The sequence below is a fragment of the Candidatus Manganitrophus morganii genome, assembly GCA_021651055.1.
Classification (GTDB): domain Bacteria; phylum Nitrospirota; class Nitrospiria; order SBBL01; family Manganitrophaceae; genus Manganitrophus; species Manganitrophus morganii.
Genome location: JAJHOH010000001.1, coordinates 1968271 through 1982133, shown reverse-complemented (window position 1 = coordinate 1982133; position 13863 = coordinate 1968271). Strand labels below are relative to the sequence as shown.

The window sequence follows — 13863 nt, the reverse complement described above, 5'->3', positions numbered from 1 at the left end:
CCGGGCCCATAGCTCAGCGGTTAGAGCTGCCGGCTCATAACCGGTTGGTCCCAGGTTCGAATCCTGGTGGGCCCACCATATCCGGAGTTCTTGCTCTGGGAGAAAGGTCGTTGGGAGAGATCGTGAAAGAGCCGCTTGCACTGTTGATGGGGCTTCAAGAGTTGGACCGCCAGTTGAACCAGTACCACGAAGAGGAGAAAATGCTTCCGGAGCGGCTCCAGATCGTCCAGCAGCCGTTGGAGCAGGCGAAGGAGATGCTGGCCAAATTAAAAAGCGCGCTCGATCAGGTGACCAAGGAGCGGAAGGAGAAAGAGCAGGCCCTCCAGTCGGCGGAGGAGAAGATCACCAAGCTCAAGGGACGGCTCACCGAGCTGAAGACCAACAAAGAATATCAGACCCATCTGCACGAGATTGAATCGGCCAATGTGGAGAAGGGAAAGATCGAGGAAGAGCTTCTGGTCGCGATGGACCGGGCCGACGCCGTGAAAAAAGAGGCGGCGGCTCAAGAAAAGGTGGTGGCCGAGGAGGAGAAGAAGTTCCGCGCCGAAAAAGAGGGGTTGGAAAATGCGCTCAAGAGCAAGTCGGAGTCGATGAAGGGGCTTGAGCAAGAGCGGAACGCCCTGAGCGAGAAGGTCGGAAAGAATCTCCTGCAGGAATACAAGCGGCTGGCCGCGACGAAAAGAGGGCTGGCCGTGGTGGCCCTGAAAGGAAACATCTGCAGCGGTTGTCATTTCAGCCTACCCCCCCAATTGGTGGCCGAGGTGAGGAAAGGGGAGAAAATCCTCGCCTGCACCTACTGCCATCGCATTTTGTTCCCTGCACCGACCTAACCCATGGCGAAATTATCGATCTACACTGACGGCGCCTCCCGCAACAATCCGGGGGAGGCGAGCATCGGCGTGGTGATTAAAAATGAGCGGGCCGAGACGATTGAAACCCTCTCGGAATATCTCGGCATCGCCACGAACAATGTGGCGGAGTATACGGCGCTGATTCGCGCGTTGGAGGAGGCCCGGAAACATCGGCCGCAGGAGATCGACTTCTACCTCGATTCCCAATTGGTCGTCCGCCAGATGACGGGAGAATACAAGGTGAAACATCCGGGGATCATTCCGCTGGTCCAGAAAGCGCAGCAGCTGCGCCGGCAGTGGCCGGAGGGGGCGGTCCGGTTCCATTATATCCCGAGGAGGGAGAACAGCGAGGCCGATGCCCTGGCCAACGAGGCTATCGACAAGAAAACGAAAAGAGTGTAAGATCGGTTGGCGAAGTGGCTCAGATGATCGCTCTCCGCAGGGTCTCACGATCCTGGCGCGGGGGAGGAAAGTCCGAGCTCCAAAGGGCAGGGTGGTCGCTAACGGCGACTGGGGGCGACCCTAAGGAAAGTGCCACAGAAAATAAACCGCCTGGCATCTTAACGGATGCCCGGTAAGGGTGAAACGGCGAGGTAAGAGCTCACCGCTTCGATGGCGACATCGAAGGCATGGTAAACCCCACCCGGAGCAAGACCAAATAGGAGAGCACACATTTGTAGGGGCGTATTGCATACGCCACTACCGGTGTTAAGGGCGGCCCGCCCGAGCTCTCGGGTAAGGTCGCTAGAACCGGCTGGCAACAGACGGTCCAGAGAAATGATCATCACCTCGACGCAGGTCGGGGAACAGAACTCGGCTTATGAGCAACTTCGACTTGAACAGGGGGAGGTGAAAGCCTCCCCCTTTCTTTATTCAACAGACGTAATAAATCGTGTTTCTTTGTAGGGGCGCAATTCATTGCGCCCTCCGGTTGGGCGTGATAAATCACGCCCCTACATAAATCCCGTCGGAAATATTGGATGCGTCTTATTAATTGGATTTATCCGTGAAACAAGATTCCGAAAAATATCGTCCCCTCAAGCAGATCGTCCCCTCCTCCCTCTGTCTCACTTGCGACGTCTGCTGCCGCTTTCCGGAGGAGACGAGCTTTCTCGCCCCCTTCTTCACACGGGAAGAAATCGCGCGGCTGGGGCCCGAGCAGGCGCGCTTCTTTCACTCCCCCGCGACCGGCTCCAAGATCAAGCTTCAGCACCACGGCGAGGGGTGCATCTGTCCTTACTTCGATCCTCAGACTCAATATTGCAAAATTTACGGCGAGCGGCCGCTCGATTGCCGGATCTATCCTTTTGCCATTATGCGCGATCCGGAAGGGGCGGTGGTGCTGGGGATCGACACCAAATGCCCCTTCATCCAGATGCATGCGGCCGATCCCGAAATGAAGGGCGATGCCGAAGCGGTGGCGGCCTTCCTGGAGTCGGCGTCGATCCTGCCGATCCTCGCGACCCATCCGGCGCTGATCGGCCCCTATCAGGACGATGTCATCATCGTCCGGCCGCTTGAACGGGTCACCGAGGCGGTCGGCCGGGATCATTCTTCCATCCAACCATGATCGACCTAAAGCCGCTTCAACGCGACACCCGGCCCCTCTTCGAAAGTTATCTCGAACAGACCGGCGCCCCCCTTTCGGCCTACGCTTTTCCGGCCCACTTCCTCTGGCGGGATCACTTTTCGTTTTACTGGACCGTTCATCGGGACCACTTTCTCCTCTTTGCCGAATACGACCGCTGTCTCTATATGCCGCTCCCGCCGCTCGGCCCCCCCGATCGGACGGTGATCCTCGACTGTTTCGACCGGATGGACCGGAAGAATCCCGACCGGGCGATCTCCCGGATCGAAAACATCGCCGAGACCGAGATCGATTTTTATCAGGCGTGCGGCCTCGCGACCGAATGGAAAGCGCCGGAGTATCTCTACCGGCGCGCCGCGCTGGCCGCGCTGAAGGGGGATCGATACAAGGCGCAGCGGGCCGCCTGTAATGCTTTCGAGAAGCATCACCCGATCGGCCGCGCCTATCATCCTTCCGATGAAGCGGCGGCGCGGGGGCTTTTGGAAAGCTGGGTCAAAGATCGAATCGCGCGGCATCCCGATCCGATCTATCGCCAGATGATCCAAGATTCGGAATCGGTCCACCGGCATGCTCTCTCGGAGGCGGAGACCCTCGGTCTGACGGGGTGGGTGGTCGAAGTCTCGGGCGCGTTGGCCGGGTATACCTTCGGCTTCCCGCAAGACCGCGAGACCTTCTGTATTCTCTTAGAAGTCGCCGATCTGAAATGGAAGGGGGCCGCCGCCTTTCTCTTCCGGTCGTTCTGCCGGAGCCTGACTGCATTTCAATGGATCAATGCGATGGACGATTCGGGAATTCCTTCTCTTCGTCAAACGAAGGAATCGTATCGGCCCGAGCGAAAAATCGGCTGCGCCCTGGCCAGGCGCTGATTCGGGGGAGAGGGATGTTCCTTCATTGGTTGGGCCGGGATGGAACGCTGCTGATCGCCGCGCGGATGCTCCGCGCCTTCGCGTACGGCTTCGTCAGCTTTGTCCTGGCGATTTATTTAAAGCAGCGCGGCCTCTCCGAGATCGCGATCGGCGCGGTGATGACCCTCAGCATTCTGGGGGGGACCGTTTTTACGGTCCTGACCGCCTTCTATGCCGACCGGCTCGGGCGCCGGCGGATCTTGATTCTCTTCAGCCTGCTGATGGCGGCCTCCGGGCTCCTCTTTGCTTTTTCGGACCGGCCGCTCTTTTTCCTCATCGCCGCCTTTATCGGCGTGATCAATGCCACCGGCTATGAGATCGGGCCGTTTCTTTCGATCGAGCAGGCGGTCCTGGCGCAGGTCGGGCCGGAGGGAAAGCGGAATCAGCTCTTCGCTTTTTACAACATGGCGGGGCTGCTTGCCACCGCCACCGGCACGCTGGTTGGGGGGCTCCCCGGATGGCTGGAGAGAGCCGGGTTTTCTCCCGTCGCGAGTTTTCAGCCGCTTTTTCTTCTCTATACTTTCCTCGGATTGGTCTCGGCCTGGATGGCGTGGAGGCTGACCGGGCAGGTGGAGGGGGAGACGGCGCCCCTTTCGTCGCAGCGCCTCAGCCCCACCTCGCGGAAGCGGGTCACGCGCTTGTCGCTTCTCTTTTCTCTCGATGCCTTCGCCGGCGGCTTCGTCCTTCAGAGTCTGGTCGCCTATTGGTTTTATACCCGGTTCGATGTTTCGCTGCAGACCCTCTCGACCCTCTTCTTTGTCGCCGGCCTCTTGACGTCGCTCTCCTTCCTTGTTGCGGCCCGTCTGGCCGACCGGATCGGTCTTTTGGAGACGATGGTCTCGACCCATCTTCTCTCGCATCTGCTCCTCATTTTGGTGCCGCTGTCGCCCAATTTCGAAATCGCGGTCGGGTTTTATCTGGCGCGGATGGCCCTCTCCCAGATGGACGTCCCGACCCGGCAGGCGTATACGGTCGCTTTGGTGGCCCCATCGGAGCGGACGGCGGCGGCCTCCATCACGCTCCTTTCGCGAAACCTCACCCAGGCGGTCGCTCCCTCGGTCACCGGCGTGCTGATCCAATCGGTATCGGCCGCGGCGCCGTTCTTCCTGGCGGCCGGGTTGAAGGGGGTGTATGATCTGCTTCTTTATTTTCAGTTTCGGAAGGAGAATGTTTTGGTTGATCCGGCGACGCGGGAGTAAGAGCATTGGAATGGGGCGTTGCCCCAAGCCCCGCCTGCGAGGATCAAAGTCGTGGGGCTGCTCGCCCCACCCCCCCGCCGCGGGGGGTGCGTGCCCACCCCCCTTCGGATTCCCAGGGCAGCGGAGGGGGCAAGCCCCCCCCTGCTCCCCCCACGGTCACAACTCGCACAACGCACGGAAGAGCACCGTGGATTGTGCTTCAAACAATGGTGACCTGATTTGGTCGATGAAACGTCTGGACAGAAGAACGCAGGAGAATGGGGGGCACAGAACGCCCACGACGCGCAGTCTCATTGCTCTCGGATTTCTAATTCCTAATTCCTAATTTTCAGATTCCTAATTATCTAACCCCCGTGGTGGGGCTTGGGGCGAAGAGCCCCATTCCAAATTCCGCAATTGATTGACTCTCTCCCCCGAATTTGTTATAAGAATGCGGGGATCGGAGACCTCCTCCGATCCCTCCCGTCTAAAAAGCCGAAGTGGTGGAATTGGTAGACACGCTAGGTTCAGGGTCTAGTGGGGGTGACCCCGTGGGGGTTCGAGTCCCCCCTTCGGCACCAGGTTCTTATAAGATCAATTTCCTTGAACAGGCAACATATGTTGCTTTTGATTACCCTCTGTGGTATACCAAAGCTTAATCATTCCTAATTAAAATCCCCCGATGACAAGCAACCTGCTCCTAGCTTCATTTAGACTAGCAATGTTGAAGTTATATAATTCTTCGCCATCACAAAATGTGTGACAAAGTACCCAAAAAACTCGGGGAAAAACAATGAGCGTTTTGTTCGTTGACAACTTCAGAGGGTTTAGCAACACATACATCCCGATTCATGATGTCAACTTTCTGGTAGGTGAAAATAGTACCGGTAAGACATCAATACTTGGACTCATGAAACTTTTAGCGCACCCGGCGTTTTGGTTTAAACATGAATTTAACACTGATGATGTTAATTTCGGCCACTTTGATGATATTGTCAGTGTCAGCGCTAAAGATCGGCGTTATTTCAGCATAGGATTAATCAATAGTATTGATAAAAAAGCGGATAAAGAGGTCGACGGGTTCTTACTAACGTTCTCTAAATTTCAGGGAATTCCACGTCCTTCACTTTATGCATATAGCTTCGGTGGGAATGAAATTAGAATAGATATGACATCAAAGAAGATTAGATACAAGGAACGATCGACATTACCTTATAAAGACATTAAGACTTTTGTACGTGAAATATTTAGTAATTGGGTGACAGCGCATGCAGAGGAAAAAACCGATTACGTGAAATTGCCCCGAAGGCGCAAACACTTTTCTGAGTCTCCTATTTTTATTGCATCAGAAATTGAACAGTTAACGAAGAAAAAAACCAGCCGTTTCTCTGGAGGATATAGTGCGACAATCCCGACCTTTTTAGACGAGATGGTGTGGCTTGCACCTATCCGAACAAAGCCACGTCGCACTTACGATGAATATAAGCTTGAGTTTTCTTCACAAGGAGATCACACACCGTATTTGGTAAAAAGAACTTTAGAAAAAAGATCGACATCTAAAACCTTTAAGAAATTTTTAGATCGTGTAGGTCGAGATAGTGGTCTATTCGAGACTATTCAAACAAAAAATTATGGTCCTGGTCCGACTGCCCCATTTGAATTAGACGTAATGATCAATGGTAAAGCAATAAGCATCAGCAATGTGGGTTATGGAGTTTCTCAGGCATTACCTGTGATTGTTGAAGTATTTACCGGCCGGAAGAACACATGGTTTGCAATACAACAGCCAGAGGTGCATTTACATCCAAGGGCTCAAGCCGCACTTGGTGACGTGTTTTTTGAACTTGCAGTTAAGGAAAAGAAGAAATTCATAATTGAGACACATAGTGACTACACTATTGATAGATTTCGTCTTAATTATAAGATGAAGAAAAGTATCGCGAAAGCTCCGCGTGCTCAAATCTTGTATTTTGAGCGTAGGTCTCAAGGAAATAAAGTTTATCAGCTTGAAATTCAGAATAATGGTGAGCTCCCGCATGATCAACCCAGAGGTTATAGAGATTTTTTTATCAAAGAAGACATGCGATTATTGGGGCTATAATAATGTGTATAATCTTAGACTCTTGTACTTTCTCTTCAGTATTCGACTCCAAGGTGGCCGACCATTCTCTTTTCCAGCCTGTTCTCAGATGGCTAATCAAAGGCAAAGGCAAAGCTGTTTATGGAGGAACGCGCTACAAAAGAGAACTTAAAACAGCTGGGCGTTATTTGGGATTATTTTCAGAGTTAAGGAAAGCAGGAAAGATAGTAGAGGTTGATGGTTCGAAAGTAGATAAATATCAAAAACAGATAGAAGAAAAAGTTAGGAAATCGAAGTTTAATGATGCTCATCTCATCGGAATAGTTGTGGTATCCGGGTGCTTACTTGTGTGCACAAACGACAAGGAAGCAATTCCTTATTTAAAACGGAATAGCCTTTACCCAAAAGGTGTTAACAAACCCAAGATATATACAAGTAATAGCAATAAAAATTTACTATGCGATGCAAATATTGCTGCAGTTTGTAAACCTACTTGCAAAGTAACGTATGATCTACAAGTAGCTTTTGGTATATAGATGTATCCTACATCACTCGGGCGCTTGCCGGAGCTCCGTCAATTTTTCTTCGATCTCCTCCACCTTCGACCCGATGATCCGCACCAACTCCTTCTGATCCTTTGGGCTTAAATCTTTCATCACAGGGTGAAAAGGGGACGGATTTATTTTCCCAGAATTGGAAAACCAATGCAGAAAAGCCTTATTCTCCTTGTTCTTTTTCTTGTCGCCGGCTGCGCGAGCGTTCCCAAGACCACTCCTGAATCGATGAGCCGCCTTCAATATGGAATGCCTTCTTCAGAGGTCCATGAGGCGTTGAATCATGAGGGTGCGCTCCTCTTCAGAGGAAAGCGCGGCGGAAATCATTATTTTGGAATTTATTATGAGGTAGAGGATACCTTCAGAAAATATTGCCTTATTTTCGAGGACGACCGTCTTGCAGCTGTAACCCCGCTTGAGAAGCTTATGGAGAGTTGGACGGCTTCAGCCGGCGATCAATTGCCATATGAACATGGCTTCGATGCATTGCATCGGGCGCTGGTTCCAAACATCATCAAGTTGGATCAGGTGAGTTTCAGCGATGTCGATATGGCCGCGCGTGCGGAATCGAAGCGCTCAACCCTTGCCGGGATCAATGAAGCGCTTGCCTGGTCTTGGATTGCGATTCCCTTATCTCCGGTTCTGATTCCTGTCATTATTGCTGATTCAAACCGCTTGAAGCGATTTAATGACGCATGGGCAAAACTCCCCCTTGACCTTTCCAGAGAATCAGTCATCGCACGGCTCGGTAATCCTCGGGTGGCGCGAACAAATTTAAATTCCGATTATGAAGTCATGATTTTTGAAGCCTCCGGTTCTCAGTGGGACAAGGCAGCGATCGGTCTCCGTCATGGGAAAATAGAATGGATGAATCGCAACGGCTACAGCATTTATGAGAAGCTGTAATAAAAGGTGAAAAGGGGACGGATTTATTTTCCCACGAATGAACAACTGCTTACCCAAAGATCGCCTCAAACAAATTGCGTTGTCACTGTCCACCTTTTTAAAAGGCTCATAACCTAAATGGGCTTCCTGTTCCGCTTTTAATGTCCGTTCCACCGTGCTCTTGATGATTTCATGAACCACGCCATTCGCTCCGGTCAGATCAAACAACGACTTTACATTCTTTTTTATTAGTTTATTATTGGCCGTCTATTTTAAAGAGCTGTCTCCATTTTTCATTTACCTTTTCTTCCGATAAAAATTTCATAGATTGGAAAATTCTAGTTACACTCTCTTGTCCATTTGGAGGATTATCTAAATCCTGGAATGAAATAGAGATTAAACGCCGATTTTTACTTGCAGAGATGAAGAATGTTTGCTTATCTGGCCCCTCTACTAACCACAAGATATTTGGAGTAATTAACCCGTCAATATTTACTGCAATAATTTTACTTTTTTGTTTAGCATTCTTTGAAATTAGATGTTCGGACTCTATCCGATAGTATTCTTCAAGGGCTTGCTTTCCCGTAAAGCCAATTTTGTGAAATTTACGTTTCAAAAAACTATCCTCAAATTCAAAAATATTAATAATCTTTCGAGGACCTTTTATAGTTTCAAAAACGGTAAAAGTGGGTTTTTGTACTACGTTCCAATGGCCACCAGGAATATATAACTGGATTGCAGGCTCAATTACTTTTGAGATGTAGTGTATGCTGTCAGAATCAAGATGATCCTTATACATGAATCTATGAATTTGAGAAATTGGTCGTGCGGCACATCCAGACGCGACTAAATTTAAAACGATTAAAACCCCTAAAGAGGTATGGAACTTTCGAAATCCTGTTGACCACTTTTGCTTCATAACGCACGCTTTAATTCATTGAACTCATTGAATAGGAATTCTTCTGCGAATTCTGGAGACACCATATTTAAAAAAGCCGCGTCGGCGATGACCTCGAACAAGAAGCCATCGCCGACGCGCGGCAGGAATGCAAACGCGGAAAGGGTTCGGGCCACCGGCGTTACTCGGGCGCTTGCCGGAGCTCCGTCAGTTTATCTTCGATCTCCTCCACCTTCGACCCGATGATCCGCACCAACTCCTTCTGATCCTTCGGGCTTAAATCTTTCATCACATGTTCGTACTTCGAAATAAAACCGGCCACCAATCCTTTGACCTTCTCGACGTCTTCAGAGACCATCGCCTCATCGGCCGCGAGCGAAATTTTGTTATCGACCTCCGGTGCGGCGGCCTTGAGCTGATCGACCTCTTGCTGCTTTTGGGGATCCATCGACGCCTCCTCAGTATGTTTCACTTCTACTTTAACGGAATGCGCAAGCACGGGTCAATCATCGTCCTGTCCCTTTCCTTCATCCGGCACACCCCATGAACGAAAAGAACGTTGCGAAAATGTCGACGGATGAAGGACCCGCCTACCCAAAAATCGCCCCAAACAAATTCGCAATCGCCGTCGCCACCTGCTGAAGGAACCCCGGCTTCACCGGCGGGTTCTGCGCTTTCTCCTCGATCTCACGTGCCGCCTCTTTCGCCTTGCGCTCCCCCGAGCCGTCCTGCCGCTCGATCTCCTCGCCGACCCCTTCCAGCGCCTTCGTCGACGACTCGAACATCTCCCGCGTCCACAACATATTGTCGACGACCCGCCGCTCTTTTTCCGGAAGCGGAATCCCCTTGAGCAGGTCGGGCAAACCGGATCGCTCCTGCGCCCAGACCGTCGGGCCGGGGCCGCCGCTGCCGGTCAATGTCATCAATCGATTCGAGACATCGAGGACCGGGCCGAGCCGTTCTGCAGACGCCGGATCGATCTTCCCGGCGGCGGCGCCGAACGAGCGCACGGCACTCATCGCTTCGCAGTCGGGGAGCAGGGGAAGTCCGTCGATCAGCGTCCGAAGGAGCGTCTGCCCTTCGCCCCGCAGCGCCGCAATATCTTTTTGGGGAACGGCCTTGATCCGCCCTGCCTGTTCGGCAAGCCGGGTCGCGAATTTCCGCGTCGATGCGATCCATTCATCGGTGAGGCTCATCGGCATCCTCCTGTTAAATTTTTAAAAGCGTAAGTGGGTAGGGATCAAAGGTCTAGCAGGTGATGATTCGTTCCGAATCATAACGAATTACATTGCAAAGCGCAATTCCGTGAAGCAGTAGATTCAGTGTGTGAAAGGATTGAATAAATGGCCCAAGACAATTTTAGCCTTCAAACATAACCAGGGAAAAAAAGTCAAGGAGGGGATAGCCGTTTCCGACGAATAATCCTTTGGTATTATCCTCCCCCGGGCTCCATTTCTTGACAGCCAAGATTGCATCTTGCTACGATATTTTTATGGGATTTTTAGGCCGGCGGAGGCCGGGGATGCATTTCCCTGCTCACTGTAGCGAAGACAAAGTGCCAAGCCCACTGTATTGAACGCCTCATGAGCGGTCCTGTAGCAGTCGACCGCGCAGCTAAAAATCCGAATCTAAAACCGAATTGGGAGAGAATAGATGATGAGCCAAAATACCATGACACGCATCGGCGCGCCGAAAGAGTCGACGCGGCGGTTTATTGCCCTTTCGTTAACGGTTCTCTTTCTCGTCTCCTCCATTCCGTCGATCCTGTTGGCCGAATCGGAGATTGAGATAAGAAAGGAGGAAAACATGGAGCGGGGAACGGAGGTTCCGCCCCCGGCCGTCGAAGAGACCGACCGGAGCGAGGAGAGGGAGCGCCGGGAGGTCCGCGTTGAGCGCCGTATTGGAAATCCGATGGCGGAGCTTTTTAAAAATACCTTTTTCGGAGCGCTCACCGGTGTATTGGTCGGCGGAATCTTGGTCGCGATCGATAACGAGGATGCCAGTCGGAAGCTTTCCACGTCGGCGGCGGTCGGGGCGGGGGTCGGTCTGCTTTATGGTGCTTACGTCATTACTTCTCTGGAGCAACAGACGGCCGCTCTGGAATGGGAGAACGAGCGGTTCGCGTTCAATGTCCCCGATGTAAATGTTCGTGTTCTTTCCACCGAAAAACCCGAGACCCAGGAGATCGCGGTCGGAACCTCGTTGTTAAAGATTCGTTTTTAGCGGATCGGGCTGAAACGCGGCGCGTCGACGGACCCGCACCTCGGGAGGGTCAGGTCTTGCAACCCAATATGAATGTCGGTCAGAGTGCCTCTGTTAACGCAAGACCTGACCCTCCGTTCGCTTCGGTATCTTTAAGAAAAGCGCTGACTAATCCAATCGGGTGATTGATCCGCCAAATTTTTTTATCGTACGATGGAAGTATTCGGCACAACCTGATCATCCGCATGATAAAGGAGAGTAAACGATGATGAAGCAGATCGGAATGGGACTTCTGGCCGGCGTCGCCGGGACGGCGGCGTTGACCGCCGTTGTGCAGTTGGAAAAGAGGGCGTTGCCCTGGGGGCAAAAACACAATGCCCTCTTTCCGCACAAGGTGGTGAAGAAAGCCGAAAACTTTTTCGGGATTCAGGGGCGGCTGAGCGGGAACGCGGAGACGGCCGCCGTTCAGGGATCGAACTTCGCGTATGGGACCCTCATGGGAGCGCTTTACGGCTGGTCGGCCCCCAAGCTGAATGTCTCTCCTTGGGTTTCGGGGCCGCTCTTCGGGTTGGCCCTCTGGGCGATCGGGCTTTCGGGATGGGTTCCCGGAATCGGGGCGGAGCGTCCCCCCTGGAAAAAAGCGCCGATGCAGGCGGCCATGCCGATTCTCTCGCATCTGGCCTATGGGTTGGCGGCCGCGGCGGTGCTTCAAAGCTACGAAAAAAAGCAGGGATTCTTCAAGAAAAGACGGCTCCTCTCCGTGTAACCTTCTCCCTCTTGCCTTGAGATAACGATCGGAAAGCGGATCTCTCTCCTCCTGATTTTCGGGTATACTTTGAAGGAATTGAACAGAAGGAGGAAGAGATCATGGAACGGATACTGACTGCAATTCTTTCAACGATTTTACCCGGGGCCGGCCAACTGCTTCAACACCGATGGGTCAAGGGGGCCGTGTTCCTGGTAATCGCAATGGTGATCAGCGGGGTCGTCCGGCGTCAGGCGATGGGAGAGGGAAATATTTCGCTTTCTTTGCAGATGATCCTCGTGGCGATGGCGGTTTGGAGCGCCGTCGACGCGTATATGCTGGCGCCGGCGAAGAAATAGAGCGGTAAAGATTGAATGGGGCGTTGCCCCAAGCCCCACCGTGGGGCTGTCTTGCCACAGCCCCTCCGGCTTCCCCAGGCAGCGGGGGGAAAGAACCCCCCCTGCTCCCCCCGTCTACGGTCAGAACTCGCACCCCCACGGGAGTACACCGTGGATGGTGCTTCAGACAGCTGACCTAATTTGGTAGGTGGAACGTTTTGATTTGTAGTGGGCCTCTGCATCCTCGCTCCACCCATCCCCCAGTGGGTCCCTTGCGCTGCGGGCGCAGAGGCCCACAGAACATCACCCTTAAATAAAAAATAAGAGAGTAAGGAGACTGCGCGTCATGGGCGTCCTGTGCCCCCTATTCTCCTGCGTTTCTTCTGTCAGACGTATTATCGACCGCTTCAGGTCAGCATGTTTGAAGCACAATCCACGGTGCTCTTCCGTGCGTTGTGCGAGTTCTGACCGTGGGGGGTGCTGGGGGGCGGTAGCCCCCGCTGCCCTGGGAATCCGAAGGGGGGTGGGCACGCACCCCCCGCGGCGGGGGTGTGGGGCGAGCAGCCCCGCTACAGTAATTTCCCTTGATTCTCTTTTTATTTCAGATTAAACTCAGCCCGAATTGATCCGGTCCATCGGGGACCGAAACAGCACTGGAGAATCGATGCGACTGCTTGTCATTCTTTTTACAATTTTAACGTTGGCCGTGGTCTCTCCGCTCGGAGCTGCCGGCGATGTAAAAAAGGAGAATGTGGTGAAGACGGCCTCTGGTTTAGAATACGTTGATTTGGTAGAGGGAAAAGGGGCCAGCCCCACAAAGGGACAGACGGTGATCGTCCACTACACCGGCTGGCTGACCGATGGGAAAAAATTCGACAGCTCGGTCGACCGAAATGAGCCGTTCGCCTTTCAAATCGGCGTCGGGCAGGTGATTCGAGGATGGGACGAAGGGGTCTCCACGATGAAGGTCGGCGGGAAGCGGAAACTGACCATCCCGCCCGATCTCGGCTACGGCAAGCGGGGCGCCGGCGGGGTCATCCCCCCGAATGCGACCCTCGTCTTTGACGTGGAACTGATAGACATCAAGTAACGCCGTTGTTGTTTCCGGCCGCTGAAGGGGATCGCCCCCTTGAGCGGCCGATTTTTATTGCCACCGCGTCGCCCGGGCGAAGGGTTCCCCCTTTCTTGACGACGCCGACAATGCCGCGTTTCCCCATCACTTCATAAAGAACGCGCTTGTGCCAGACGTTTAGATTGGCGCACGGCTCGTTCTGCTCGGTCACTTCCACAACGGCCCCGCTTTCAAAAGAGAGCTGATCTCCCTCGGAGAGATTCGAGAGGTCTCCGATTCCCTCCACGAGAATATTCTCTCCGAAGCCTCCGTGCGGAATGGCGATCCCGAGCCGGCGCTGGAGATCATCGATCACCTCTTTGGCCACGACGCTGATTTGGCGGTCATTTCGCTTTATCAGACCGGTCCGGCGGCTCCGCCGCTTCGGACCGGCATGAGCGTCTCCCTCCACGCCGTATCGGCCGATGAGGATCTGATCCTCCGGTTGTTTGAGCAGTCCCGCGGTCGGGCTTCGGCAGACGGCGACGACCCGTCCGGTTTCTTTTTTCTGTTTTTTCATCAATCGTA

The 13863-nt window shown here is 53.1% G+C and carries 17 protein-coding genes, 2 tRNA genes and 1 other RNA gene; 15 read left to right on the top strand and 5 right to left on the bottom strand.

Annotated elements, in window-relative coordinates:
- Nucleotides 1-2: 2 nt before the first annotated feature.
- The 11 genes from MCM46_09005 (at nucleotide 3) to MCM46_08955 (ending at nucleotide 8062) form a co-directional block, all read left to right on the top strand.
- Nucleotides 3-78 (top strand) — tRNA-Ile (locus MCM46_09005).
- 32 nt (nucleotides 79-110) lie between these two features.
- Nucleotides 111-830, top strand: a complete 720-nt coding sequence (locus tag MCM46_09000; protein MCG3111942.1) for a C4-type zinc ribbon domain-containing protein — start codon at nucleotides 111-113, stop codon at nucleotides 828-830.
- Nucleotides 831-833: 3 nt separating this feature from the next.
- Nucleotides 834-1253: a ribonuclease HI family protein gene (locus MCM46_08995; GenBank protein ID MCG3111941.1), complete on the top strand. Its 420-nt coding sequence runs from the start codon at nucleotides 834-836 to the stop codon at nucleotides 1251-1253.
- Nucleotides 1254-1264: 11 nt separating this feature from the next.
- An RNA gene (rnpB, locus tag MCM46_08990) (RNase P RNA component class A) lies at nucleotides 1265-1687 on the top strand.
- A gap of 170 nt (nucleotides 1688-1857) precedes the next feature.
- Nucleotides 1858-2421, top strand: a complete 564-nt coding sequence (locus MCM46_08985) for a YkgJ family cysteine cluster protein (GenBank protein MCG3111940.1) — start codon at nucleotides 1858-1860, stop codon at nucleotides 2419-2421.
- Nucleotides 2418-3305 (top strand): phosphatidylglycerol lysyltransferase domain-containing protein, encoded by an 888-nt coding sequence (locus tag MCM46_08980; protein MCG3111939.1) that lies wholly within the window; start codon nucleotides 2418-2420, stop codon nucleotides 3303-3305. Before MCM46_08985 ends, MCM46_08980 begins: the two co-directional genes overlap by 4 nt.
- 14 nt (nucleotides 3306-3319) lie before the next feature.
- A complete protein-coding gene (locus MCM46_08975; protein ID MCG3111938.1) occupies nucleotides 3320-4543 on the top strand; it encodes an MFS transporter in 1224 nt (407 codons plus the stop codon).
- Nucleotides 4544-5016: 473 nt separating this feature from the next.
- A tRNA-Leu gene (locus MCM46_08970) sits at nucleotides 5017-5103 on the top strand.
- Between the two features lie 212 nt (nucleotides 5104-5315).
- Nucleotides 5316-6623 (top strand): ATP-binding protein, encoded by a 1308-nt coding sequence (locus tag MCM46_08965; GenBank protein ID MCG3111937.1) that lies wholly within the window; start codon nucleotides 5316-5318, stop codon nucleotides 6621-6623.
- A gap of 53 nt (nucleotides 6624-6676) precedes the next feature.
- Entirely contained in the window at nucleotides 6677-7138 is a 462-nt protein-coding gene (locus MCM46_08960) for a hypothetical protein (protein ID MCG3111936.1), read from the top strand.
- A gap of 246 nt (nucleotides 7139-7384) precedes the next feature.
- On the top strand, nucleotides 7385-8062 hold the full coding sequence (locus tag MCM46_08955; protein ID MCG3111935.1) for a hypothetical protein: 678 nt from the start codon (nucleotides 7385-7387) through the stop codon (nucleotides 8060-8062).
- A 235-nt stretch (nucleotides 8063-8297) separates the two neighbouring features.
- Here MCM46_08955 and MCM46_08950 read toward each other — a convergent pair whose 3' ends face one another.
- The 4 genes from MCM46_08950 to MCM46_08935 all read right to left on the bottom strand — a co-directional run bounded on the left by MCM46_08950 (nucleotide 8298) and on the right by MCM46_08935 (nucleotide 10135).
- A complete protein-coding gene (locus MCM46_08950) occupies nucleotides 8298-8960 on the bottom strand; it encodes a hypothetical protein (protein MCG3111934.1) in 663 nt (220 codons plus the stop codon).
- On the bottom strand, nucleotides 8957-9115 hold the full coding sequence (locus tag MCM46_08945) for a hypothetical protein (protein ID MCG3111933.1): 159 nt from the start codon (nucleotides 9113-9115) through the stop codon (nucleotides 8957-8959). The genes MCM46_08950 and MCM46_08945 overlap by 4 nt, the downstream gene beginning before the upstream one ends.
- Nucleotides 9116-9120: 5 nt before the next feature.
- Nucleotides 9121-9387, bottom strand: a complete 267-nt coding sequence (locus MCM46_08940; GenBank protein MCG3111932.1) for a hypothetical protein — start codon at nucleotides 9385-9387, stop codon at nucleotides 9121-9123.
- 142 nt (nucleotides 9388-9529) lie between these two features.
- A complete protein-coding gene (locus tag MCM46_08935) occupies nucleotides 9530-10135 on the bottom strand; it encodes a hypothetical protein (GenBank protein ID MCG3111931.1) in 606 nt (201 codons plus the stop codon).
- Between the two features lie 457 nt (nucleotides 10136-10592).
- Between MCM46_08935 and MCM46_08930 the strand changes: the two genes are divergently transcribed.
- The 4 genes from MCM46_08930 to MCM46_08915 all read left to right on the top strand — a co-directional run bounded on the left by MCM46_08930 (nucleotide 10593) and on the right by MCM46_08915 (nucleotide 13314).
- The gene (locus MCM46_08930; protein MCG3111930.1) at nucleotides 10593-11162 is read left to right on the top strand and encodes a hypothetical protein; all 570 of its coding nucleotides are present in this window, start codon (nucleotides 10593-10595) and stop codon (nucleotides 11160-11162) included.
- Between the two features lie 244 nt (nucleotides 11163-11406).
- Nucleotides 11407-11907, top strand: coding sequence for a hypothetical protein (locus MCM46_08925; protein ID MCG3111929.1), 501 nt, complete (start codon nucleotides 11407-11409; stop codon nucleotides 11905-11907).
- A gap of 101 nt (nucleotides 11908-12008) precedes the next feature.
- Nucleotides 12009-12245, top strand: coding sequence for a hypothetical protein (locus MCM46_08920; GenBank protein ID MCG3111928.1), 237 nt, complete (start codon nucleotides 12009-12011; stop codon nucleotides 12243-12245).
- 643 nt (nucleotides 12246-12888) lie between these two features.
- Complete coding sequence (locus MCM46_08915; protein ID MCG3111927.1) at nucleotides 12889-13314, top strand: FKBP-type peptidyl-prolyl cis-trans isomerase; 426 nt, start codon at nucleotides 12889-12891, stop codon at nucleotides 13312-13314.
- On the opposite strand, the gene MCM46_08910 is transcribed toward MCM46_08915, so the two are convergent.
- Nucleotides 13307-13855: an MOSC domain-containing protein gene (locus MCM46_08910; GenBank protein MCG3111926.1), complete on the bottom strand. Its 549-nt coding sequence runs from the start codon at nucleotides 13853-13855 to the stop codon at nucleotides 13307-13309. The two genes, MCM46_08915 and MCM46_08910, sit on opposite strands and share 8 nt — an antisense overlap.
- Nucleotides 13856-13863: the final 8 nt, after the last annotated feature.

Bases quoted from the DNA above. Each gene is read 5' to 3' on its own strand.
- MCM46_08995 (MCG3111941.1), top strand. From the start codon at position 834: ATGGCGAAATTATCGATCTACACTGACGGCGCCTCCCGCAACAATCCG.
- MCM46_08980 (MCG3111939.1), top strand. From the start codon at position 2,418: ATGATCGACCTAAAGCCGCTTCAACGCGACACCCGGCCCCTCTTCGAA.
- MCM46_08975 (MCG3111938.1), top strand. From the start codon at position 3,320: ATGTTCCTTCATTGGTTGGGCCGGGATGGAACGCTGCTGATCGCCGCG.
- MCM46_08965 (MCG3111937.1), top strand. From the start codon at position 5,316: ATGAGCGTTTTGTTCGTTGACAACTTCAGAGGGTTTAGCAACACATAC.
- MCM46_08955 (MCG3111935.1), top strand. From the start codon at position 7,385: ATGAGCCGCCTTCAATATGGAATGCCTTCTTCAGAGGTCCATGAGGCG.
- MCM46_08950 (MCG3111934.1), bottom strand. From the start codon at position 8,960: ATGAAGCAAAAGTGGTCAACAGGATTTCGAAAGTTCCATACCTCTTTA.
- MCM46_08940 (MCG3111932.1), bottom strand. From the start codon at position 9,387: ATGGATCCCCAAAAGCAGCAAGAGGTCGATCAGCTCAAGGCCGCCGCA.
- MCM46_08935 (MCG3111931.1), bottom strand. From the start codon at position 10,135: ATGAGCCTCACCGATGAATGGATCGCATCGACGCGGAAATTCGCGACC.
- MCM46_08930 (MCG3111930.1), top strand. From the start codon at position 10,593: ATGATGAGCCAAAATACCATGACACGCATCGGCGCGCCGAAAGAGTCG.
- MCM46_08925 (MCG3111929.1), top strand. From the start codon at position 11,407: ATGATGAAGCAGATCGGAATGGGACTTCTGGCCGGCGTCGCCGGGACG.
- MCM46_08920 (MCG3111928.1), top strand. From the start codon at position 12,009: ATGGAACGGATACTGACTGCAATTCTTTCAACGATTTTACCCGGGGCC.
- MCM46_08915 (MCG3111927.1), top strand. From the start codon at position 12,889: ATGCGACTGCTTGTCATTCTTTTTACAATTTTAACGTTGGCCGTGGTC.
- MCM46_08910 (MCG3111926.1), bottom strand. From the start codon at position 13,855: ATGAAAAAACAGAAAAAAGAAACCGGACGGGTCGTCGCCGTCTGCCGA.